This is a genomic window from Dyella lipolytica, from assembly GCF_030160075.1.
GTDB lineage: Bacteria > Pseudomonadota > Gammaproteobacteria > Xanthomonadales > Rhodanobacteraceae > Dyella_B > Dyella_B lipolytica.
Map to the genome: position 1 here is coordinate 1,774,066 of NZ_BSNQ01000003.1, position 20,803 is coordinate 1,794,868.

Consider the following 20,803-nt stretch of genomic DNA (forward strand, 5'->3'; position numbering starts at 1 on the left):
CGGCTTACTTCTCGCCGACCACGATCACCTTGACGGTGTTCTGCACGTCGGCGTGCAGAGCGATCAGCACATCGAATTCGCCGATGTGGCGGATCGGGCCTTCGCCCTGGATCACTTCACCCTTATGGATGTCGTGGCCCGCGGCTTGCAGCGCATCGGCGATCTCGCGCGGACCGACCGAGCCATACAGCTTGCCTTCTGGGCTGGCGTTGGCGGAGATGGTCACCGACACGTCGACCAGCTTGGCCTTGCGCGACTCGGCGTCGGTCAACAGCTTGTTGGCCTTGGCTTCGTATTCGGCGCGACGGGCTTCGAACGCGGCGAGGTTTTCGGCGTTCACGCGCACGGCCTTGCCCTGCGGCAGCAGGTAGTTGCGGCCGTAGCCCGGCTTCACCTTGACCTTGTCGCCGAGGTTACCGAGGTTGCGCACTTTCTCGAGAAGAATGAGTTCCATGGTGGTTCCTTAAATTCGTTAGCACCGGTGTGGCCCAGCGCAGCCGTGGACGGTTGTCCGAAGTGTTACCCCTCTCCTGCTAAACGAGGAGAGGGTTGGAGCACGCCCTTCTCCCGCAAAGGAGAAGGGCTCACGATCGATTAAACGTCGTGGTTGTCGGTGTACGGCAGCAGCGCCAGGAAGCGTGCGCGCTTGATGGCCGTGGCCAGCTGACGCTGGTAACGAGCCTTGGTGCCGGTGATGCGGCTGGGAACGATCTTGCCGTTCTCAGTGATGTACTGGCGCAACGTGTTGAGATCCTTGTAGTCGATCTCTTTGACGTTTTCAGCCGTGAAACGGCAGAACTTGCGGCGGCGGAAGAACTTGGACATGGCTTGGGCTCCTATCAGTCTTCGATTTCAACGTCGTCGCTATCGGCGCGACCCACGCGGCGGTCATCGCCATCGGAATCGTCGTCACGGCGGCGCGAGGACTTGGCGTCATCCTTTTCCTTGCTCTTAAGGATGAAGGACTGCTCGGTATCGGCCTCGTCGCGCTTGACCACCAGGTGGCGCAGCACGGCGTCGTTGAAGCGGAAGCCCGACTCCAGTTCGTTCAGCGCGTTCTGGCTCACTTCGATGTTGAGCATGACGTAGTGAGCCTTGGCCAGGTTCACGATCGGGTACGCCAGCTGGCGGCGGCCCCAGTCTTCCAGGCGGTGGATCTTGCCGCCGTCGGCCGTGATCAGCGATTTGTAACGCTCGATCATCGCCGGAACCTGCTCGCTCTGGTCAGGGTGGACCAGAAACACTACTTCGTAATGACGCAAGGTCATTGGGAAAACTCCTTATGGATGCGACCCTTACGGGCCTCGCAGCCTCCCGCGGATACGGTGAGGCAAGAGACTGCCTATGCCCTTAGGGGTATAGACAGAAGCGGAATTCTAAGTGAAATCAATCAATCAGCGCAAGTAGCTGATCTGAATGGATTTGGGCGGAAATATGCTGATGGACCGTGCTCAGCCGACGGTAAAGCTTTCCCCGCAGCCACATTCCCCGGTCGCATTGGGGTTGTGGAACACGAAACTGGCATTGAGCCCCTGGCGCTGGAAATCGATCACGGTGCCGTCGACAAGAGCCAGGCTCTTGGTATCGACGATCACCGGCACGCCATCGATCTGGAACGTCTGATCGTCGCTGCTCACGGTATCGGCGAGATCCACCACATAGGCGAATCCCGAACAGCCGGTACGTTTCACGCCGAAACGAACACCCGCGGCCGCGGGCGTCTGTGCCAGGAACTGACGCATGCGTTGACTGGCGGAGGCGGTAATGGAAATAGTCATAAAGGTCAGCACTTCCTGCATGTCGCAGTGCAGGCAACGGCTACATTATCATGCCCGCTTGCCTTAACGCCCTACATACATGGGCGCCTCTCCTAGGAGTTTCAATCCATGACGGTGGTCAGCGTCAAACAGGCTCTTTCCGGCAAACTCGACGCCGGTAGCAAGGTGACAGTCCGCGGCTGGGTACGCACCCGCCGCGACTCCAAAGCGGGCCTGTCGTTTGTAAATGTTACCGATGGCTCCTGCTTCGATCCGATTCAGGCCGTAGTGCCGGCTACTGTGGGTAACTACGAGAGCGAGGTGAAACATCTCACCGCCGGCGCCGGCGTGATCGTCACCGGTACGCTGGTGCCTTCGCAAGGCAAGGGCCAGGCGTTCGAAATCCAAGCCGACAGCGTGGCCGTTACCGGCTTGGTCGACGATCCGGAAACCTACCCGATCCAGCCCAAGCAACACTCGATGGAATTCCTGCGCGAGGTCGCCCACTTACGTCCGCGCACCAACCTGTTCGGAGCCGTCACGCGTGTGCGCCACACGATGATGATGGCTATCCATCGTCATCTCACCGAGCAGGGCTTCTTCTGGATCAACACGCCGATCATCACCACCTCGGATGCCGAGGGCGCTGGCGATATGTTCCGTTTGTCCACGCTGGACCTGGCCAATCTGCCGCGCGACGAGAAAGGCAAGATCGATTTCCGCAAGGATTTCTTCGGCCGCGAAGCCTTCCTCACCGTGTCCGGTCAGCTCAACGTCGAAGCCTACGCATTGGCGATGAGCAAGGTGTACACCTTCGGCCCGACCTTCCGCGCCGAAAACTCCAACACGCCGCGCCATCTGGCCGAGTTCTGGATGGTGGAACCGGAAATCGCCTTTGCCGATCTCGCTGCCGATGCGGATTGTGCGGAAGCGTTCCTCAAGGCGATCTTCAAAGCGGTGCTCGAAGAATGCGCTGACGACATGGCATTTTTCGCCGAGCGAGTACTGCCAGAAGCCATCAGCAGGCTGGAAACCTTTATCGCCCAGCCGTTCGAACGCATCAATTACACCGATGCCATCGAGATCCTCAAAAAGTCCGGCCAGAAGTTCGACTTCCCGGTTGCCTGGGGTGTGGATTTGCAAACGGAACACGAACGCTACCTGGCGGAGAAACACGTCGGCCGTCCGGTCGTAGTCATGAACTACCCCGAGCAGATCAAAGCGTTCTATATGCGCCTCAACGACGACGAAAAAACCGTGGCGGCGATGGACGTGCTCGCGCCGGGCATCGGCGAAATCATCGGTGGCAGCCAGCGCGAGGAACGCCTGGATTACCTCGACCGCCGCATGGCCAAGTTTGGTCTCGATACCGCCACTTATGGCTGGTATCGTGACCTGCGTCGTTATGGCACCGTACCCCATGCCGGCTTCGGCCTCGGTTTCGAACGCCTGCTGGTATACGTATGCGGGCTATCGAACATCCGCGATGCCATCCCCTATCCACGCGCGGCAGGGAGTGCCGAATTCTGATCGATTTCCCCGATGCGCCTTCGACTACTACTTACCGTTGTTCTCATGCTCCTGCTTGGCGCTTGCCATAGCGTCAAGCTGCCGTTGCCGACCACGCTGCTGCCGCAAAGTCCACCGCCCAAGACGTTGGCCGATGCGAAAAAACAGCTTGATCAGGCAACGCCTTGCTGTACGAGCTTTGCCGACTTCTCCTACCAGGACCGCCTGCCCTGGCGGCCGCAGCAATTTGTGCTCGGTAACGGCAGCCCCGTGGCGGCCATCAATGGCGTGCGCAGCTATTTTCTGAGTTTCGTACTGCCGGTCGATGCCAAGCTGCCCTACAAGGTCGCACTGAAGTCGGAACTCATCGGTCGCTCCGTGATGGGCTCCAGCTATCTGTTCGCACCTAGCGTGGTGCAGCTCGATGATGCGTTTCAGCCGATCGATTCGCAGGACGTGAAACTGTGCGAATACATGGGCTGGAGCAACAGCGACAGCGGTGCGTTCGGCAGCGTCATCATCACCGACAAGCGCGCGCGTTACCTGGTGGTGTATAGCTCCGGCAAACAGCAATCGGACAACACGTACTGGGAACAATCCGCCAGCACGTTCACCACGACGGGTAGCGGCAACACACCCGCAGCCGTTAGCACCGGCGGTAGCTACAAGATCCAGCATGGTCCCGACGGCACGGTCTGGGTCGGCATGATGGACAAACCCTATGCCGAAGCGGTGAATCGGGCCGTATGCGGCAAGGCCCCACAGGGCGATGGCCTGCTGCATTCCTTGCGCACGGATCTTCCCGCCCATTTGAGTTGGAGCAGTCTTTGATTCCGTTTGCGGTCTATATCGGATTGCTGCTGATCGGCCTCGTATGCTTCATCACGCACGCCGTACTGCCGTTTCGCATTGCCAAGCGGCTGCGCGACGATTATCCGCAACACTGGAAAGTGATTGTTGACACGGGCAGCGGTCCGGCTGCGCATGGGCCGCAGTTGTGGCTGCGCATGCAACACGTGCTGCGCTCGCCGGCCATTGCCGCCATCGACGACGCAGCGATCACGCGCTTGTGGCGCATCTGGCGTTACATTCAGTGGGTAGCCTGGGCGTGCTGGGTCGCAGCGCTCGCCCTTCAATGGTTCAGCCGTCCCTAGGAGATCGCATGGATTTGAACCTCAGCGGCCGTCACGCACTGGTGTGTGGCGCATCCCAAGGCATCGGCCGGGCGACCGCTATCGAATTGGCTGAGCTGGGGGCGGATGTCACGTTGCTGGCACGTTCAGCCGATCAGCTTGCGACCGTCGCCAACAGTCTGCCGTGCAAGCACTCTGCGCAACGCCACGACTGGCGCAGCGTCGATATGCAGGACACGAACGGTCTGCAGGCTATCGCTACCGAGATCGTCGCCGCTCGTCCGGTACAGATCCTCATCAACAATACCGGCGGTCCGCCCGGGGGACCTGCCCATAGCGCCGAAACGGCCGCTTTCGAAAGTACATTCCGACAGCATTTGCTGGCCGGTCAGGTGCTGCTGCAAGCGGTGCTGCCCGGTATGCGCGACGGCGGTTATGGCCGGCTAGTCAATGTCATCTCCACGTCGGTGAAGGAACCGATTCCCGGGCTTGGCGTCTCCAACACCGTCCGTGCCGCCGTGGCGGCCTGGGCGAAAACGCTGGCTGGCGAACTGGCCGCCGACGGCATCACCGTCAACAACGTGCTGCCCGGCTATACCCGCACGGCGCGACTGGACGGCCTGCTGGCCGTGCAATCGAAAAAGAGCGGGCGCAGCGAGCGGGAGCTGGCGGAGGAAATGGCCGCCGCGGTTCCCGCGCGCCGTTTCGGTGAACCGGGCGAAGTGGCTGCGGTTATTGCATTCCTTTGCACACCCGCTGCCGCGTACGTCAACGGCGTAAGCATTGCGGTAGACGGCGGCCGCACACGGGCGCTGAGCTGATCCAATACGCGTGCGTTCGGTGCAATCGGGACGCGCAGGTTCTAAGCTTGCGCAGATGCCAAGCACCCGCCTCGCCAATCTGATTGACGGCCGCCTGCAGGCGCCCCGGGACAACCACTGGCTCGACATCCACGAGCCAGCCACCGGCGCAGTATTCGCGCAATGTCCCGATTCCACTCCCGCCGATGTCGAAGCGGCGGTACAGGCCGCGCAAAAGGCTGCGCCAGGATGGATGGCGACACCTTCCGACGAACGTGCTCGCCTGCTCCATCGACTCGCCGATCTGATCGAAGCACGGCTCGATGAATTCGCCGCGCTCGAGTCGCGCGACAGCGGCAAGCCGGTGGCACTCGCCAGACGCCTGGATATTCCACGCGCCGTTTCCAACCTACGCTTTTTCGCTGCCGCGGTCATGGCCTGGGATAGCGAATCGCATGCGATGGAAACCGGTGCGATCAACTACACCCTGCGACGTCCTCTCGGCGTCGTCGGCTGCATCAGCCCGTGGAATCTGCCGTTGTACTTGTTCACGTGGAAGATCGCTCCCGCGCTAGCCAGCGGCAACGCGGTAGTCGCCAAGCCTTCCGAGATCACGCCCTGCACTGCTGCGCTGCTTGGCGAGCTGAGCATCGAAGCCGGATTTCCGCCGGGTGTGCTGAACATCGTGCATGGTCGCGGCCCAAACACCGGCCAGGCCATCGTGGAACATCCAGCCATCAAAGCCGTGTCCTTCACCGGGAGCACGCGCACGGGCGCCAGCATTGCTACTGCCGCGGCACCGCATTTCAAGAAAGTATCGCTGGAGCTGGGCGGTAAGAATCCGGCCATCGTCTTCGCCGATGCCGAGCTTTCCGACGACAACCTCGACACCATCGTACGCTCCGGTTTCGCCAATCAGGGCGAGATCTGTCTGTGCGGTTCGCGCCTGTTGGTGCAACGCTCGATCTATGAAACGTTCCGAGAACGCTACCTTGCGCGCGTGAACGCCTTGCGAGTCGGCGATCCACAGGAATCGTCCAGTGACCTCGGCGCCCTGGTATCCCGCGAACATTTCGACAAAGTGATGCATTGCATCGCCCAGGCGCGTGACGAGGGCGGACGAATTCTTTCTGGCGGTCATGCCCTAACGCCGGCCGGCCGCTGTGCCTCGGGCTGGTTCGTCGCACCCACCGTCATCGATGGGTTGTCGAATGACACGCTCACCAATCAGCAGGAAATCTTCGGCCCCGTGGTCACGCTCATACCGTTTGATGACGAGGCCGAAGCGCTGGCCATCGCCAACGGCACCGGCTACGGCCTCGCCGCTTCGCTTTGGACCAGCGACCTGTCGCGTGCGCATCGCATGGCCGCGCAACTGGAGTTCGGCATCGTATGGATCAACTGTTGGCTGCTGCGCGATCTGCGCACGCCGTTCGGCGGCAGCAAACAATCGGGCGTAGGTCGCGAAGGCGGCACAGAAGCGCTGCGGTTCTTTACTGAACCACGCAATATCTGCATTCGTTATTGAGGGAAATACTTTGAGCAGTCCATTGCAGAATCTGATCGACAGCAATCGCCGCTGGTCGGCCGCGGTAACGAAGGCCGATCCGCAATTCTTCGAGCGCCTGGCCAAGCAGCAATCGCCGAAATACCTGTGGATCGGTTGCTCCGACTCGCGTGTGCCGGCTACCCAGATCGTCGACTTGCCGCCCGGCGAAATCTTCGTGCAGCGCAATGTCGCCAATGTGGTTTCGCACACGGACCTCAACTGCCTCAGCGCCATCCAGTTCGCGGTGGACGTGCTGAAGGTGGAGCACATCATCGTCGTCGGCCACTACGGCTGCGGCGGCGTGCAGGCGGTGCTCGACGAACGCCGGCTTGGCCTCGTCGACAACTGGCTGCGACATGTCAGCGATGTCGCCCAGAAGCACAGCGACAAGCTCTCCGCGCTTGGCTCCATGTCCTTGCGCAATACACGACTGTGCGAACTCAATGCCATCGAGCAAGTGGTTAACGTCTGCCAGACCACCGTCGTGATGGAAGCGTGGGAACGCGGACAGCCACTTTCCGTGCATGCTTGGTGCTACAGCCTGTTCAACGGGCATATGCATGATCTGGGCATGCACGTCGACTCGCGTCAGTCGCTGCGCCCAAGTTATGAGCAAGCCTTGCATGAGCTGATCTGTCACGTCGAGGAACCGCGATGAGCGACGTGGTGCGCACCGATGCCGCCCCGGCACCGGTCGGCGCTTATCCGCATGCGCGGCGCGTCGGCGACCTGTTGTTTCTTTCCGGTGTCGGTCCACGGCAGCCTGGCAGCAATGCGATTCCCGGCAATGCCTACGACGCCGAAGGGCGACTGACCAGCTACGACATCGAGCAGCAGTGCCGGCAGGTATTCGCCAATGTGCGGGCCGTGCTGGAGGCCAGCGGCGCACGCTGGGAGCATCTGATCGATGTCACGGTGTTCCTGACCGACATGGCGCGTGACTTTCCTGTCTACAACCGTCTTTACGCCGAGTACTTTGCAGGCGTCGATGCCTGCCGCACCACGCTGGGCATCAGCGCATTGCCTACGCCGATTGCGATCGAACTCAAATGCATCGCGGTGCTACCTCGTTCGGCGAGCTGACACAAAAAAACCCCAGCAGGCAGCGCCGGCCGGGGTCTCGGTATACCGATCGAGCTACAAAAATTACTTCGCGCCGCCAGCGGTGCTCGCGGAAGCCGGTTCTGTACCGGTTGCGGCCTTCTTGTGCGACTTTTTGTGGCTGGTCGAGGACGACTTCTTGTGGTGCTTGGTGGTGGTCGGGGTCGCCGTGCTCGACGCTGCTGCAGGCGCTGCTGCTGCCGGAGTCGGAGCCGGAGCCGTCTGGTCCTGAGCCAGCACCGAACCGGAGAGGGCCACACCCGCAACGAGCAGGGAAGCGATCGCAAGTTTACGCATCATGATCATGAGCCTCGAGATTTGATTGCCACGGACCCGGCCGGAACCCGGCAAACGCGGGCGGCGTGGCGACTTAACAATGCATCGTTCTCGGCATACTGGAACTGAACGGCAGCAAGAAATCGTGCAAAACCGGTGACAATTTAAACAAAGCGCCCGCGCCAGCCTTTCCATCTCGCCTTTGACCGATCAGACCAGGCATTGCTGCAGCAACTGACGGATCGTGCCCTGCACCATCGGCGCCTTGGTCGCATCCCAGACGAAGTTTTCTTCGTTCATGTACTGGCATTGGGCCAATTCCAATTGCACGGCCTGGATGCCCTCGCCCGGCTGTCCGTATTGGCGAGTGATATAGCCGCCCTTGAAGCGGCCGTTGAGCACGAAGTCATAGCGCGACTGGGCTTCCATCACGTTCGTGAGGCTCCATTGGAGGTCGGCACCACAGCTGGCACCATCGACCGTGCCCAGATTGAAATCGGGCAGCCGTCCCTCGAATAGCATGGGCACCCGGCTGCGAATGGAGTGACCCTCCCACAACACCACGCGGCCGTGTTCCGATTTCAGCCGCGCGATTTCCTGCGCCAACGCCAGGTGATAAGGGCGCCACCACGTATCCACCCGTTGAAGGATCTCGTCTGCATCGGGCTCCGAGCCATCCAAATAGAGCGGCTCACCATCGAAACCGATCGTCGGCACAAGGCCGGTTTCACGCCGCCCAGGGTAGAGGGCATGCCCATCTGCCGGACGATTCAGATCGATCACGTAGCGCGACGCCACCGGCTTGAGCAAGCTCGCGCCGAGCTCTTGGGCTAGCGGTTCGTACAGCTGGGCGACGTGCCAGTCGGTATCGGGCGAGCGACGCGCGCCCGGATGCAGCCGCGTGGCCAATACATCAGGAATGTAGCTGCCGTTATGAGGCAGGCTGATCAGCAGCGGTACGTTACCGCGGGTAAGGGTGAAGGTCTCCATCCCAGGAGTGTGTACCGTCCGCCGTCAACGCAGCAACAACAGCTCTTCGGCAGCGGTGGGATGGATGGCAATCGCCGCCTTCAGATCGTGCCAATACAAGCCTTTCTGCAAGGCCACCGCAAAACCTTGCAGCAGTTCGTCGCTGCCCGGCCCCAGCACGTGGATGCCGACCACCCGGCGATCGGCGCCCACGCAAACCAGCTTAACCACGCTTTGCTCCGAGCGACCCGCGACCATCCATATCAGCGGGGTGTAGCGACCGCTGTGTACGCTTACGTCATTGCCATACCGAGCGCGCGCCTGTTGTTCAGTCAGGCCGACCATGCCCAGCGGCGGCTCCGCGAAGACCACGCTGGGAATGGCGCTGTCGTCGAACTTTGCCTCCAAGTGGCCGCCGATCAAGCGGTCGGCCAGCGCGCGGCCCGCTGCCACGGCGACTGGTGTCAGGGCTTTGCGATCGGTCACGTCACCCACGGCGTAGATACCCGGCACGCTGGTGTTCTGAAATGCGTCGACCAGCACGTGACCACGTTCGTCGTACGCCACACCGAGCTGTTCCAATCCCATGTCGCCGCTACTCGGAACGCGACCGACGGCCCATAGCAAGGCATCGTATGGGCCATGCGCGGTTCCGTCTGTCGTTTCCAGCGTAATGACACCGGGCTGGCCACGAGCAGCTTTTACGCGTGTATGGCGCAAAATCCGGATGCCGTGCGCCTGCATCTGCGCAGCCAACGCTTCGACCAGCTCGATATCGAAATCCGTCAGCAGATTCTCGCGGACCAGCAAATCCACCTCGCATCCCAGCCCACGCATGACGCAGGCGAACTCCACGGCCACATAGCCGCCGCCGACGATGGCGATGTGCCGGGGTGGCGCATCGAGCATGAAGATGTCGTCCGATAGCATGCCGAGCTCGAAGCCGGGCACATCCAAGCGGTAGGGTCGCGCGCCGGTGGCGATCACGATGTGTGGCGCGCTTGCGTGCAAGCCTGACGCCGTCACCACAGCATTAGCCGAAAGCAGACGAGCCGCTTCAGATAGCACGCGTATACCAGCTGTTTCGAGACGCGTTGCATAGCGATCGCGGATCCCGGCGATGTATTGATCGCGCAATCGGCGAAAGCGCGCCCAGTCCAATCGCATCGGCGCCGTTTCAAAGCCGACATCGGCGGCCAGGCGATGCATATCCGCCATGTGTGCGGCGTACCACATGGCTTTCTTCGGTACACAACCGCGATTTACGCAGGTGCCGCCAAGCGCGTCAGGGTCGAACAACGCAACCCGTGCACCCAACCGTGCCGCATGCTGCGCAGCGCTCAATCCACCGGAACCCGCACCCAGCACGATCAGATCGAAGCGTTCGCTCATCGTCCATTTCCTTGGTGGGCAGGCTGGATACCGTGTCTCATTACAGACCGAAGCGCGCCGGTGCATAAGGCGCTGGATCGAATGCGGGCGTCGTTCCATGGATTTGCGCGGCGACCAGCTCGCCGGTCGCCGCCGACATGCTCACGCCCAGCATGCCGTGCGCCGTCGCCATATGCAGGTTCGACCAGCGCGTGCTGGGGCCGATGATCGGCACTTCGTCCACGCACATCGGCCGCCACCCCCACCACTCCTCCTGCAGCTCCGGCCCCTCCGGCTCATGCAGTCCTTCGGCGGCGCCGCGTCGCAGTGCATTCAAGCGCGTGCGATTGAGCCCCTCCGCATATCCTGAAAATTCCATCGTGCTGCCAAGACGAAGACCACTTTCCCACGTGGTGACGCACACGGCCGCTTCTCGGAGTACCAGTGCGTGGCGCGGCGCGAGCGCAGGCCGCGTGTAGGTGAGTGAATAACCTTTGCCCGGTTGCATTGGCAAGCGCAAATCGAGCTGACGCCCCAGCAGCGGCGACCAGGCCCCCAGCGCCATTAGCACGCGTTCGCCGGCAAAATCGCCGCGACTGGTGCCGACGCCGGTGATACGGCGTCCATCCGTTTCGAAACGCTCGATCCTGGCTCCGGATTCAATGATGCCGCCGTGCTCGCGCACCAGCCGGGCTAGCTCGGCGACATAACGATCCGGACGCAGCCGCGCGTCCTCCGGATGAAATAGCCCGCCTTGCACGCCCGGTTTCAGTGCCGGCTCCATGCGCTCGACTTCATCTCCGCGCAGACGCTGCACCGGAATGCCGAGGCGATCGAGTAAATCCGCATGATGACGCTCGTCCGCAGCCAATTGTGCAGCGCCGCGATAGACGTAAAGCACGCCTTCTTCGACGAATTCGCAATTCAGTTTCTCGCCGCGGATCAGATCGCCTAGCAAATGCCGGGAGCGTTGCAGGATGGCTGCCCGGGCTTTCGCAGCATGATGAAAATCGCGCCAATTGCAGTGCCGCGCAAATCCCATTAGCCAGCGAAATCGCGGACCATCGAAGCGGGGGTTGAGATATAGCGGAGCATCGGCCCGCAGCATCGACCGTAGCGCCACGCCCAGCATGCCCGGCATGGCTAAGGGCGCGGCATGGCTGGGGGTAATGGTGCCGCAATTGCCGTGCGAACTACCGCAGCCGGGCGTGCCCTGCTCCAGCACACGCACGCCGGTGCCGCCCTTGAGCAAATACAGCGCACAGGACAGGCCGACTACGCCACCACCAAGGATCAATACATCGCTACGGGAAGCATCCATCGGCCCATTGTAGCGATCCTGCCCAAAGGGTACTTGCGCGAAGCCCAACAACGTCGCAGGCTGGGGCCGCGCAACTACGACATCTTCCCCATGCCGATGCGTTTACCGATGGTGATGTGCCTGTTCTGCACGACCGTGCTACTGGCAGCAACCAGTGCGCGTGCGCAGCAGCCCGCCCCTTCCGCGCAGGAAGTGCTGACCCACTTCGGGGCCGCACCGAACGGTCTAGCACGCTACGACTACTTGACCGCGGTCATACCCCAGCTGGACAACAACACCAAATCGCTCGCCAGGCAGTTGCTCGCCACGGTAGATAGTGAGCTGGGGTTATACAACGAAGCTGCGATGGCCTTCCCGTTCGACAACCGTCTCGCGCCTCCTAAATCCGGGGCTTTGCCGCGTAGCGAAGAATGGCGCAGCGTCGATGCTGCTGACGCCGTCGTCGAACTGGCCGCCCAACGCCACATCGTGATGATCAATGAAGCGCATCACGATGCGCATACCCGCGAATTGACATTGGCGCTGCTGCCGCGCCTGCGCGCGCTGGGTTTTCGCTACTTTGCCGCCGAGGCACTCAGCGAGAAAGACACCGACCTGATGCACCGCGGCTACGCCACCGATGCGTCGGGCAGCGAATACCTGCTCGAACCGTTATACGGCGAAATCGTGCGGCAAGCGATCAAGCTTGGCTACATCATCGTGCCCTATGATTCGGATTCGGCCTCCATCAACAACCGCGACACCGAACAAGCGCAGACGCTTTACGAAAAGGTGTTCGCGAAGGATCCGCAGGCCAAGCTGTTCGTGCACGCCGGCTACTCGCACATCGACAAAGCCGTCGGCAACCTGGGCGACGATATCCAGCCGATGGGCATGCTGCTGAAACACCTCAGTGGCTACGACCCGCTCTGCGTCGACCAAGTGCAGTTTCGGGACGTCGCGGTCGGTGGGCTCGACTTCGGCTTTTACGACGCCCTCGCCTTGCGTTTCCCCTCGTCTGTCCCGATCGCCCTGCGCGAGCGCGGCACCGGGGTGATATGGAGCTCCGATCCACGACAACACGACATTACCGTCATTCTGCCACCCGCGGACGAAAGCGATCTCGACACCAACGGTCTGAAAAATGCCGACGAGATGCGCCGCATGGTCGTGCTGCCTCGCCCCCCCTTCGATGCCGACCAACGGCCGAAATGGCTGACGCTGGGCGGCAGACGCGTCACCTATCCCATCAACGCCGATCTATGTACCGGACAGATCCCCTGCGTGATCGACGCTTACTATCCCGGCGAGCCGGACACCTCCATTCCAGCCGACCGCTACACCCTGGTGCACACTCGCGCGCACAACGTGCTGTATCTCTATCCGGGGCATTACCGCCTACGCGCCTGGAATGCCAGCGGCACAACCTTGTCCCAGCGAGAGATTGACGTCCCTCCACACTGACCCGCTCGATAAAGGGACTTGCGCCTTTCGAATTACGTGTGTAATTTAGTCGCAAGACTACACATGTAATCCAAGAGGAGCCGTCCGATGCCGCAGACCACTGTTCCCATCAGCGAAGCTGAAAGCCGCGTCATGGAAGTGCTCTGGCAGGATGCGCCGCTCACTTCTGAGCAAATCGTCGCTGCCGTCCAGTTGAACAGCGACTGGCACGAGAAAACCATCCGCACCCTGCTCAACCGTCTACTGGGCAAAGGTGCCGTTGAAGCAACCCGCGACAGTCGCCGTTACCTCTACTCCCCGTTGCTGAGTCGTGCGCAATGGCAGTCGCAGGAAAGCCACAGCCTGCTCGATCGAGTTTTCGGCGGCCGCGTTGCGCCCCTGCTCGCGCATTTCAGTCAGCACGAAAAACTATCCGCGAAGGACGTTGCGGAATTGCGCAAGCTGGTCGATGCCATCGAACGAAAAGGGCGCTGACATGAACGCGATGCTGCTGCAAATGCTGCTTGCCACGACGCTGGGACTGGCGATGGTGTTGTTACTGCGCAAACCCATGCGTCGCGCGTTTGGCGCCGGACCAGCGTTCACGTTGTGGTGTTTGCCACTGCTGCTAGCTGCCATGCCATGGTTGCCGACGCCCATGCCGGCCTGGTCGGTGCAGCCCATGATCGCCGCCCTGCCTTCGCAAACATTCGCCGCAACATCTGACTTACCCGCCAGTACATGTGCGTGGCTTATTGCAATCTGGCTTCTCGGCGTCGTCTGCGGCGTCGTGCAACGGGGCGCCCGCTACCTGCGGCTGGCACGCGCGTGCCAAGCCATGCCGGATGCCATGCAACGTCTCCTGCTCGCCGAACATCCTGCACTAGCCACGCGTCGGATATGGCTACACCCAGCAGGTCCCGCTGTGATGTGGGCACCACGGGCGCGGCTGTTACTGCCTGTGGATTTTTTGGAACGCTACGACATCGATTCACGCGACATCATGCTGCGCCACGAATGCAGTCACCTGCGGCGCGGCGATGCGTGGTGGAGCTTGTTGGGCGAATGCGCATTCGTACTGCTTTGGTTCCATCCATTGGCCTGGCTCGCGCTACCGCGCTTCCAGTTGGATCAGGAGCTCGCCTGCGATGAAAGCGTGCTGCGTGCAGCGCCACAGCAAGAACTTCGCTATGCCCAGACCCTGATGCGCAGCATCGGTGTGGATGCACAGCCGGCAATGATCCCCTGGCTCGCGGAGCCACAACTAAAGGAGCGTCTCATCATGATAAGCCGCCAACCCTGTGGAACCTGGCGCCGCCGACTTGGTTACGTCGCATTGACGGCATTGCTCATCAGCAGTGCAGCCATGGCGCAAACCGCAGCCAAAACATCGGCTGATACGTTGGCAACCCAAGATGTGCATTTCAACGCGGCGATACCGCCGCCGTACCCACCGGACGCCATCAAAAATCGTGAGCAAGGCCTGGTCATGCTCAAAATGCTGATAGGCGCGGATGGCACTCCACGCAAGATCGATATTGTCAGCGAGGTCACCACCGCTTCGCCTGAGTTAGCAAAAGCCGCCAGCGATGCCGCCATGAAGTGGCACTTCAATCCGAAAATGCAAAACGGCAAGGCGGTGGAAGGATGGGTGCAGGTACCCGTGTACTTCAGCCTGAGCCCGTTGCCACAGGCGCCGCCGCCTGGAGCTCCGCCTCCGCCACCACCGCCGGGCGGCATGATGCCTCCGCCGCCTCCGCCACCCGCTCCACTTGCACCGCCCACCTCTTCCAATACCTGAAAACTTCCATCCAAGCTATTGATTTGCTATAACCTCGGCGCAAACCACGCCGAGGTTTTTTTATGGCTCAGGCCAGCAACGAGGATACGGACAAACACCGATCGTTCGGAACAGTGCTGCGCCTGGCCGCACTGGCCGGCGTGCTGTTGTTACTCGCTGCTTGCGCGGGCGCACCACGACGCGAAACCACGTACAAACCCTCGCATTCGGAACTCGCCGACGAGCCGGCGCGTGCACCGGAAAACTCCGTAGGCACTGCCAACGACGTGCTGTTCCGCGCCATGGCCCTGGTCGGCACGCCTTACCACTGGGGCGGCAATACGCCAGCAGGCGGCTTCGACTGCAGCGGTCTGGTCGATTACATCTACCGCAACGCCGCCAACATCACACTGCCGCACAGCTCGCGCGACATGGCGTCGATCGACGGGCTCAAAGTCCGGCGCATGGATGACCTGATGAGCGGCGACCTGGTTTTCTTCAGCATCGGCGGCGGCATCAGCCATGTCGGCGTCTACGTCGGCAAAGGCCGTTTCGTGCATGCCCCTAACAGTGGCGGCACGGTCCGCATGGACGATATCGACGGCCCGTACTGGCGCGATCACTTCGCCTACGGCAAGCGGCTACTGGATTGATTCCCTTCGTTAAATGCATCACTGGTTCTTTTTCACGAAATTTATATTGTGCACAATTAAATTTCGTACTATGCTTTTCCTCATGAAAGCTCGAATCAAGCCATCACTGCTTCTGGACGATCAACTTTGCTTCGCGCTCTACGCCGCTTCGCGCCGTATGACAGCGGTCTATCGCCCGCTGCTCGATGCATTGGATCTCACCTACCCGCAATATCTGGTGATGATGGTGTTGTGGGAGCGCGATGGGCTCACCGTGCGTGAGCTCGGCGAACGCCTGCAATTGGACTCGGGCACCCTCACCCCACTGCTCAAACGCCTGGAACAGGCCAGCCTGTTAGGCCGCCGTCGCCGTCAAAGCGACGAGCGCGAAGTAGAAATCACCCTGACCAAAGCCGGACATAAGCTGCACGAACGCGCAGAGGATGTGCCTCGTTGTATGGCTGAGCGCCTTTGCCTTTCCGCCGACGCTTTCAAGCATTTGCGTGACGAACTCAAATCCCTGGCGGCTCAGCTAGCCGTCCCCACTGACGAAAGAGACTGAAACCATGAGCAATCCAACCAAAATCCTCTATACCGCCACCGCCACCGCAAAAGGTGGCCGCGAAGGCCATATTCACAGCAGTGACGGCGTGCTGGATTTCGATCTGAAGGTGCCGAAGGAAATGGGCGGCCCGGGCGGCCACGGCAGCAATCCGGAACAGCTGTTCGCTGCCGGTTATTCGGCCTGCTTTGAAGGCGCGGTGCGCTATGTGGCACGCGAGAAGAAAGTGACCCTGAAGGAAGCCTCAGTGACAGGGCACGTCGGCATCGGCCCGCGTGAGCCCACCGGCTTCGGCATCGCGGTGAAGCTGGAAGTGAGCCTGCCCGGTATCGATCGTGCCGTGGCACAGGAGCTGATCGATATCGCCCATCGCGACATCTGCCCGTATTCGCACGCCACGCGCGGCAATGTGGATGTGCAGATCAGCCTGGTTTGATTTTTCGACTCGGCAGTAAACGACAACGGCGCCCAAGGGCGCCGTTGTGTTGTACATGACCTGAGAAAACTCAGTGCGCCGCAGCACCCGGCGGATGCGCATGGCCGTGCTGGATTTCTTCCTCGGTGGCGTCGCGCACTTCCTGGATCGTCACGTCGAAGTTGAGCGTCTTGCCGGCCATCGGATGATTGAGATCCACGTCGACCGTGCTCATGCCGACCTTATGCACCGTCACCGCACGCTGACCACCCTCTTTGAGCGACAGCACGGTCACCATGCCGGGCTTGAGGCGATTGCCCTGCTGGAAATATTTCTTCGGCACGCGCTGGATCTGGCCTTCCTGACGCTCGCCATAGCCTTCGGCGGGCGGGATCTCGACCTGCAGCGTGTCACCGGCGCCATGTTCGTCCAGCGCTTTTTCCAGTCCAGGGATCAGTTGGCCGTGGCCAAGCAGAATCCACAACGGCTGCCCGCTCTCGTGCGAGCTTTCAACCTTCTCGCCCTCCACGGTAAGCGTGTAGTGGAATGCGATGACCTTGTCCTTGCCAGCCTTCATTGTCTGTCTCTCGGTAGAAGCTAAAGCGACGATTCTATCAGCTGTCCGTCTTGCCGAAGCCCACGCCACGGGCCTCCGGGCCCAGCCAGACCAACAGCGCCAGCAGTGCCGCCACGGCGGCGATCCACAGCGACATGACCAGCGGCAACCCGACGCCATGCTGCGCTGCCAGCCACGATTGCGCCGTCGCTGTGCCGGCTGCGATCAGGTTGCCCATCTGATAGGCAAAGCCGGGCAGCGTGCCGCGCACCGCATCCGGCGACAGCTCGTTGAGATGGGTCGGCACCACGCCCCACGCCCCCTGCACCATCACCTGGATCAGGAAGGCGCCAAGCCCCAACAGCAGCAAGGAACCACCGTAAGTCCACAGCGGTATCACCGGAATAGCGAGCAACGCCGCGATCATCATGGCGCGACGGCGGCCGATCTTCTCCGACCAAGCACCGAAGAAGATGCCGCCCACCAAGGCGCCAAGATTGAGCATCGCGACCAACACAAACGCCGCACTCGATCCGGTCGGCAGATGCAGGTTTATTTCCTCGAACGTGTGATACATGTCCTGCGAGCCGTGGCTAAACATGTTGAACGCCGCCATCAGGCACATCAGATAAATCGCCAGCTTCCAATGACCGCGCATGGCTTCGCGCAGACTGCGTTTGCCGTGCTCGGCCTGACTGGCCTCCCATGCCGGCGATTCCGGCACCTTGCGCCGGATATAGAGAACCAGCAACGCCGGCAACGCACCTACCACGAACAGGCCGCGCCAGCCGATGTGATCGACGAGCAGCCAGTTCACCAGCGCACCGAGGAAAAATCCACAGGGATAACCACTCTGTAGCAGACCCGATACCAGACCGCGCGATTTGGCTGGAATGGACTCCATCGCCAGTGACGCGCCAATGCCCCACTCGCCGCCCATCGCCACGCCAAACAGAAAACGCAGCACCAGCAATACCGTGATCGATGGCGCAAACGCCGTCGCCAATTCGAACAGCGAGAACAGAATCACGTCGATCATCAGCACCGGCCGACGCCCGTAGCGATCGGCCAAACGACCAAACAGCAAGGCGCCGACAGGACGCGCTGCAAGTGTGAGCAACACACCCAGCGTGACTTCGGTTCTGTCTACATGGAATTCATTCGCGATGCCGACGATCACGAACGTGAACATGAAATAGTCGAAAGCATCCAGCGTCCAGCCTAGGAAACTCGCCAGCACGGTATGCCGTTGTTCGTGGTTCAACTCGCGCAGGGCGGACAGGATGGACATGCAGGAACTCCGTTTTCGCAATCGCAGGAGGCTATCACGCCGTTTTTGCCTACCGGACGGGAAGCTGTCAATCGTGTATACTTGCAGTTCGGCTATACCTTGCCGAGGCGGCACGATCCGCCATATCCCACACAGCAACGCGGTTCTGAATGAACGCTCCGGGTTGCACTTAGGAGTTTTTCATGTCATTCGAATCGCTGGGCCTGGCCCCTGCGTTGTTGCGCGCGCTTGCCGAACAAGGCTACACAGAACCCACCCCTATTCAGGCCGGCGCCATTCCGGTGGTGCTGGAAGGTCACGACCTGCTCGCCGCGGCGCAGACCGGCACCGGTAAAACGGCTGCCTTCGCGCTGCCCTTGTTGCAGCACATGTCAACGGCCGGTCAAACCATGACCCGTCGCCCGCGCGCACTGATCCTTACCCCGACGCGTGAACTGGCAGCACAGATCCACGATAACCTGCGCGCCTACGGCAAGCATCTACGCGTCAGCAGCGCGACGATCTTCGGCGGCGTCAGCATGGGCCCGCAGATCCAGGCGTTGCGTCGCGGTGTGGACATCGTCATCGCCACGCCAGGTCGACTGGTCGACCACATGCAGCAACGCACGCTCGATCTGAGCGGTATCGAAGTGCTGGTGTTGGACGAAGCCGATCGCATGCTCGACATGGGCTTCCTGCCCTCGCTCAAGCGCATCATCAGCGCACTGCCGAAGCAGCGTCAGACGCTGCTGTTCTCGGCCACCTTTGCGTCGGAGATCAAGTCGCTGGCGATGCAGTTCATGCATGCGCCGCGCGAAGTCTCGGTGACGCCTGCCAATAGCGTGGCTACTACGGTGAGCCATGAGGTGCATCCGGTCGACGCTTCCCGCAAGCGCGATCTGCTGCTGCATGTGCTGAGCCAGGACAGCCGTCGCCAGACCTTGGTGTTCAGCCGTACCAAGCACGGCGCCGACAAACTGGTGAAGTACCTGGAACAATCCGGCATGCGCGCGGCAGCCATTCATGGCAACAAGAGCCAGAACGCTCGCACCCGCGCGCTCAGCGATTTCAAGAGCGGCCGCGTGACTGTGCTGGTCGCTACCGATATCGCCGCACGCGGCATCGATATCGATCAGCTGCCGATCGTCATCAACTTCGATCTGCCGATGGTGGCCGAAGATTACGTGCATCGCATCGGCCGCACCGGCCGTGCCGGTGCCGACGGCCTGGCGCTGTCGCTGGTAAGCCATGAGGAATCGGGCTTGCTGCGCGATATCCGCAAGCTGCTGGCGCAGGACATCGCGATCAACGAAGTGCCCGGCTTCGAGCTTTCGTCACCGCTGCGCCTCGATGCTCACGCACCGCGTCCGAAGCAAGGACCGCGTCAGCCTCAGGCACGTCCGCAGCGGCAAGGCGGCGCGTCGCATCGCCCGCATGCCCATGCGCAGCAGAACAATGGCGGCGGCGAACATGCACTAGGTAATCGCAAGCGTCGTCCGCGCGGTCGTAGACCGGCGGCGAAGGCGTAATCGCATAAGTTGGGGTTTGCTTTGCTCACCCCAACTTTCGATGTCAGCGTTCCTGATCCGTTGGCCGCAACAGCACTTCGTTGATGCACACGTAATCCGGTCTGGTCACGCAGAATAGAATCGTGTCGGCAATATCTTCGGCTTGCAGCTGACGCATCTCGCCTGCTCGCGCATTCACGGCCTGGCGGCTTGCGGCATGACCGATGTGATCGCGTAACTCCGTATCCACCATGCCCGGCTCGATCACGCTGACGCGGATATTGTCCTTATAGACTTCGCGTCGCAGCGATTCGGAAAAACCAACCACGCCGAACTTGGTGGCCGCGTAAGCCGCCGAGTTGGGGTTGGCGACGCGACCCGCCACGGACGACACATTCACGATGTGCCCGTCACGGCGCGCACGCATGCCGGCCAGAGCGGCTTGTGTGGAGGCGATCAGGCTCAGCACGTTCAACTCCAGCATGCTGCGCCAGCGGCCGAGATCGGCTTCGGCCACCGGTTCGAGGTACATCACGCCGGCGTTGTTGACCAGGATGTCTAGACGGCCGTAGTGCGCTTCGGTGTCTTTCACGATGCGTTGCGCTTCCGCTTCACGCGCGAGGTCCGCAACCAGCACCAGCGGTTCTGCGCCGAGCTCGGACAGCTTGGCGGCGAGCTGCCGAAGGCGGTCTTCGCGGCGTGCCGCGATCGCTACCTTCGCACCCTGCTCCGCCAGGGCCAATGCGGTGGCTTCCCCGATACCCGAGGAAGCCCCCGTCACTAATGCAACACGGTTTTTCAGGCGGTTTTGCATACTGACTTCCCGATGGATAACTCCCGTCAAGGGTAGGGTCAATGCAGGCTGTTACAAT

25 protein-coding genes are annotated in these 20,803 nt (G+C 61.3%); 14 read left to right on the forward strand and 11 right to left on the reverse strand.

Annotated features, from left to right (window positions below):
* Window positions 1-4: 4 nt before the first annotated feature.
* The 4 genes from rplI to QQL64_RS09440 all read right to left on the reverse strand — a co-directional run bounded on the left by rplI (window position 5) and on the right by QQL64_RS09440 (window position 1,778).
* Complete coding sequence (rplI, locus tag QQL64_RS09425) at window positions 5-454, reverse strand: 50S ribosomal protein L9 (RefSeq protein ID WP_284398553.1); 450 nt, start codon at window positions 452-454, stop codon at window positions 5-7.
* Between the two features lie 140 nt (window positions 455-594).
* Window positions 595-825: a 30S ribosomal protein S18 gene (gene rpsR / locus QQL64_RS09430; RefSeq protein ID WP_074552179.1), complete on the reverse strand. Its 231-nt coding sequence runs from the start codon at window positions 823-825 to the stop codon at window positions 595-597.
* Window positions 826-839: 14 nt separating this feature from the next.
* Window positions 840-1,268: a 30S ribosomal protein S6 gene (rpsF, locus tag QQL64_RS09435; protein WP_284398555.1), complete on the reverse strand. Its 429-nt coding sequence runs from the start codon at window positions 1,266-1,268 to the stop codon at window positions 840-842.
* Between the two features lie 183 nt (window positions 1,269-1,451).
* Window positions 1,452-1,778, reverse strand: coding sequence for a HesB/IscA family protein (locus tag QQL64_RS09440; RefSeq protein ID WP_284398557.1), 327 nt, complete (start codon window positions 1,776-1,778; stop codon window positions 1,452-1,454).
* Window positions 1,779-1,886: 108 nt separating this feature from the next.
* Here QQL64_RS09440 and asnS point away from each other — a divergent pair, with 108 nt between their 5' ends.
* Genes asnS through QQL64_RS09475 form a run of 7 tightly spaced genes read left to right on the forward strand, consistent with a single transcriptional unit; the run spans window position 1,887 to window position 7,831 of the window.
* Window positions 1,887-3,287: an asparagine--tRNA ligase gene (gene asnS / locus QQL64_RS09445; RefSeq protein ID WP_284398560.1), complete on the forward strand. Its 1,401-nt coding sequence runs from the start codon at window positions 1,887-1,889 to the stop codon at window positions 3,285-3,287.
* Between the two features lie 12 nt (window positions 3,288-3,299).
* Entirely contained in the window at window positions 3,300-4,097 is a 798-nt protein-coding gene (locus QQL64_RS09450; protein ID WP_284398561.1) for a MalM family protein, read from the forward strand.
* Complete coding sequence (locus QQL64_RS09455) at window positions 4,094-4,420, forward strand: hypothetical protein (protein ID WP_284398562.1); 327 nt, start codon at window positions 4,094-4,096, stop codon at window positions 4,418-4,420. Before QQL64_RS09450 ends, QQL64_RS09455 begins: the two co-directional genes overlap by 4 nt.
* Window positions 4,421-4,428: 8 nt before the next feature.
* Entirely contained in the window at window positions 4,429-5,220 is a 792-nt protein-coding gene (locus QQL64_RS09460) for an SDR family oxidoreductase (RefSeq protein WP_284398563.1), read from the forward strand.
* Window positions 5,221-5,275: 55 nt separating this feature from the next.
* On the forward strand, window positions 5,276-6,727 hold the full coding sequence (locus QQL64_RS09465) for an aldehyde dehydrogenase (protein ID WP_284398566.1): 1,452 nt from the start codon (window positions 5,276-5,278) through the stop codon (window positions 6,725-6,727).
* 10 nt (window positions 6,728-6,737) lie between these two features.
* Window positions 6,738-7,406 (forward strand): carbonate dehydratase, encoded by a 669-nt coding sequence (gene can, locus QQL64_RS09470; protein WP_284398568.1) that lies wholly within the window; start codon window positions 6,738-6,740, stop codon window positions 7,404-7,406.
* Window positions 7,403-7,831 carry a RidA family protein gene (locus QQL64_RS09475; RefSeq protein WP_284398571.1) on the forward strand — a complete coding sequence of 143 codons (429 nt, stop codon included), beginning with the start codon at window positions 7,403-7,405 and terminating at the stop codon, window positions 7,829-7,831. Before can ends, QQL64_RS09475 begins: the two co-directional genes overlap by 4 nt.
* Before the next feature lie 63 nt (window positions 7,832-7,894).
* Here the strand turns inward: QQL64_RS09475 and QQL64_RS09480 are convergent, their stop codons facing one another.
* The 4 genes from QQL64_RS09480 to QQL64_RS09495 form a co-directional block, all read right to left on the reverse strand.
* A complete protein-coding gene (locus QQL64_RS09480; protein WP_284398573.1) occupies window positions 7,895-8,149 on the reverse strand; it encodes a hypothetical protein in 255 nt (84 codons plus the stop codon).
* A gap of 186 nt (window positions 8,150-8,335) precedes the next feature.
* Window positions 8,336-9,115 carry an N-formylglutamate deformylase gene (gene hutG, locus QQL64_RS09485; RefSeq protein WP_284398576.1) on the reverse strand — a complete coding sequence of 260 codons (780 nt, stop codon included), beginning with the start codon at window positions 9,113-9,115 and terminating at the stop codon, window positions 8,336-8,338.
* A 24-nt stretch (window positions 9,116-9,139) separates the two neighbouring features.
* Complete coding sequence (gene gorA / locus QQL64_RS09490) at window positions 9,140-10,486, reverse strand: glutathione-disulfide reductase (RefSeq protein WP_284398578.1); 1,347 nt, start codon at window positions 10,484-10,486, stop codon at window positions 9,140-9,142.
* 40 nt (window positions 10,487-10,526) lie between these two features.
* Complete coding sequence (locus QQL64_RS09495) at window positions 10,527-11,786, reverse strand: NAD(P)/FAD-dependent oxidoreductase (RefSeq protein ID WP_284398581.1); 1,260 nt, start codon at window positions 11,784-11,786, stop codon at window positions 10,527-10,529.
* Between the two features lie 33 nt (window positions 11,787-11,819).
* On the opposite strand from QQL64_RS09495, the gene QQL64_RS09500 reads away from it, so the two are divergent.
* The 6 genes from QQL64_RS09500 (at window position 11,820) to QQL64_RS09525 (ending at window position 16,618) form a co-directional block, all read left to right on the forward strand.
* Window positions 11,820-13,229 (forward strand): hypothetical protein, encoded by a 1,410-nt coding sequence (locus QQL64_RS09500; protein ID WP_284398583.1) that lies wholly within the window; start codon window positions 11,820-11,822, stop codon window positions 13,227-13,229.
* An 87-nt stretch (window positions 13,230-13,316) separates the two neighbouring features.
* Window positions 13,317-13,703 carry a BlaI/MecI/CopY family transcriptional regulator gene (locus tag QQL64_RS09505; RefSeq protein WP_284398585.1) on the forward strand — a complete coding sequence of 129 codons (387 nt, stop codon included), beginning with the start codon at window positions 13,317-13,319 and terminating at the stop codon, window positions 13,701-13,703.
* Window position 13,704: 1 nt separating this feature from the next.
* The gene (locus QQL64_RS09510) at window positions 13,705-15,009 is read left to right on the forward strand and encodes a TonB family protein (RefSeq protein WP_284398587.1); all 1,305 of its coding nucleotides are present in this window, start codon (window positions 13,705-13,707) and stop codon (window positions 15,007-15,009) included.
* Between the two features lie 62 nt (window positions 15,010-15,071).
* A complete protein-coding gene (locus QQL64_RS09515) occupies window positions 15,072-15,641 on the forward strand; it encodes a C40 family peptidase (protein ID WP_284398589.1) in 570 nt (189 codons plus the stop codon).
* Between the two features lie 82 nt (window positions 15,642-15,723).
* A complete protein-coding gene (locus QQL64_RS09520) occupies window positions 15,724-16,182 on the forward strand; it encodes a MarR family winged helix-turn-helix transcriptional regulator (protein ID WP_284398590.1) in 459 nt (152 codons plus the stop codon).
* Window positions 16,183-16,186: 4 nt separating this feature from the next.
* Entirely contained in the window at window positions 16,187-16,618 is a 432-nt protein-coding gene (locus tag QQL64_RS09525) for an organic hydroperoxide resistance protein (protein WP_284398591.1), read from the forward strand.
* Window positions 16,619-16,688: 70 nt separating this feature from the next.
* Here the strand turns inward: QQL64_RS09525 and QQL64_RS09530 are convergent, their stop codons facing one another.
* Entirely contained in the window at window positions 16,689-17,174 is a 486-nt protein-coding gene (locus QQL64_RS09530) for an FKBP-type peptidyl-prolyl cis-trans isomerase (RefSeq protein ID WP_284398592.1), read from the reverse strand.
* Window positions 17,175-17,211: 37 nt separating this feature from the next.
* Window positions 17,212-18,444, reverse strand: coding sequence for an MFS transporter (locus QQL64_RS09535; RefSeq protein WP_284398594.1), 1,233 nt, complete (start codon window positions 18,442-18,444; stop codon window positions 17,212-17,214).
* 182 nt (window positions 18,445-18,626) lie between these two features.
* Between QQL64_RS09535 and QQL64_RS09540 the strand changes: the two genes are divergently transcribed.
* Window positions 18,627-19,952, forward strand: a complete 1,326-nt coding sequence (locus tag QQL64_RS09540; RefSeq protein WP_284398596.1) for a DEAD/DEAH box helicase — start codon at window positions 18,627-18,629, stop codon at window positions 19,950-19,952.
* 43 nt (window positions 19,953-19,995) lie between these two features.
* Here the strand turns inward: QQL64_RS09540 and QQL64_RS09545 are convergent, their stop codons facing one another.
* Complete coding sequence (locus QQL64_RS09545; RefSeq protein WP_284398597.1) at window positions 19,996-20,745, reverse strand: SDR family NAD(P)-dependent oxidoreductase; 750 nt, start codon at window positions 20,743-20,745, stop codon at window positions 19,996-19,998.
* Between the last annotated feature and the right edge of the window lie 58 nt (window positions 20,746-20,803).

Bases quoted from the DNA above. Each gene is read 5' to 3' on its own strand.
- QQL64_RS09535 (WP_284398594.1), bottom strand. From the start codon at position 18,444: ATGTCCATCCTGTCCGCCCTGCGCGAGTTGAACCACGAACAACGGCAT.
- rplI (WP_284398553.1), bottom strand. From the start codon at position 454: ATGGAACTCATTCTTCTCGAGAAAGTGCGCAACCTCGGTAACCTCGGC.
- hutG (WP_284398576.1), bottom strand. From the start codon at position 9,115: ATGGAGACCTTCACCCTTACCCGCGGTAACGTACCGCTGCTGATCAGC.
- QQL64_RS09530 (WP_284398592.1), bottom strand. From the start codon at position 17,174: ATGAAGGCTGGCAAGGACAAGGTCATCGCATTCCACTACACGCTTACC.
- QQL64_RS09525 (WP_284398591.1), top strand. From the start codon at position 16,187: ATGAGCAATCCAACCAAAATCCTCTATACCGCCACCGCCACCGCAAAA.
- QQL64_RS09510 (WP_284398587.1), top strand. From the start codon at position 13,705: ATGAACGCGATGCTGCTGCAAATGCTGCTTGCCACGACGCTGGGACTG.
- QQL64_RS09545 (WP_284398597.1), bottom strand. From the start codon at position 20,745: ATGCAAAACCGCCTGAAAAACCGTGTTGCATTAGTGACGGGGGCTTCC.
- QQL64_RS09520 (WP_284398590.1), top strand. From the start codon at position 15,724: ATGAAAGCTCGAATCAAGCCATCACTGCTTCTGGACGATCAACTTTGC.
- rpsF (WP_284398555.1), bottom strand. From the start codon at position 1,268: ATGACCTTGCGTCATTACGAAGTAGTGTTTCTGGTCCACCCTGACCAG.
- gorA (WP_284398578.1), bottom strand. From the start codon at position 10,486: ATGAGCGAACGCTTCGATCTGATCGTGCTGGGTGCGGGTTCCGGTGGA.
- QQL64_RS09460 (WP_284398563.1), top strand. From the start codon at position 4,429: ATGGATTTGAACCTCAGCGGCCGTCACGCACTGGTGTGTGGCGCATCC.
- asnS (WP_284398560.1), top strand. From the start codon at position 1,887: ATGACGGTGGTCAGCGTCAAACAGGCTCTTTCCGGCAAACTCGACGCC.
- QQL64_RS09495 (WP_284398581.1), bottom strand. From the start codon at position 11,786: ATGGATGCTTCCCGTAGCGATGTATTGATCCTTGGTGGTGGCGTAGTC.
- QQL64_RS09450 (WP_284398561.1), top strand. From the start codon at position 3,300: ATGCGCCTTCGACTACTACTTACCGTTGTTCTCATGCTCCTGCTTGGC.
- QQL64_RS09440 (WP_284398557.1), bottom strand. From the start codon at position 1,778: ATGACTATTTCCATTACCGCCTCCGCCAGTCAACGCATGCGTCAGTTC.
- QQL64_RS09515 (WP_284398589.1), top strand. From the start codon at position 15,072: ATGGCTCAGGCCAGCAACGAGGATACGGACAAACACCGATCGTTCGGA.
- QQL64_RS09475 (WP_284398571.1), top strand. From the start codon at position 7,403: ATGAGCGACGTGGTGCGCACCGATGCCGCCCCGGCACCGGTCGGCGCT.
- rpsR (WP_074552179.1), bottom strand. From the start codon at position 825: ATGTCCAAGTTCTTCCGCCGCCGCAAGTTCTGCCGTTTCACGGCTGAA.
- QQL64_RS09480 (WP_284398573.1), bottom strand. From the start codon at position 8,149: ATGATGCGTAAACTTGCGATCGCTTCCCTGCTCGTTGCGGGTGTGGCC.
- QQL64_RS09505 (WP_284398585.1), top strand. From the start codon at position 13,317: ATGCCGCAGACCACTGTTCCCATCAGCGAAGCTGAAAGCCGCGTCATG.
- QQL64_RS09540 (WP_284398596.1), top strand. From the start codon at position 18,627: ATGTCATTCGAATCGCTGGGCCTGGCCCCTGCGTTGTTGCGCGCGCTT.
- QQL64_RS09465 (WP_284398566.1), top strand. From the start codon at position 5,276: ATGCCAAGCACCCGCCTCGCCAATCTGATTGACGGCCGCCTGCAGGCG.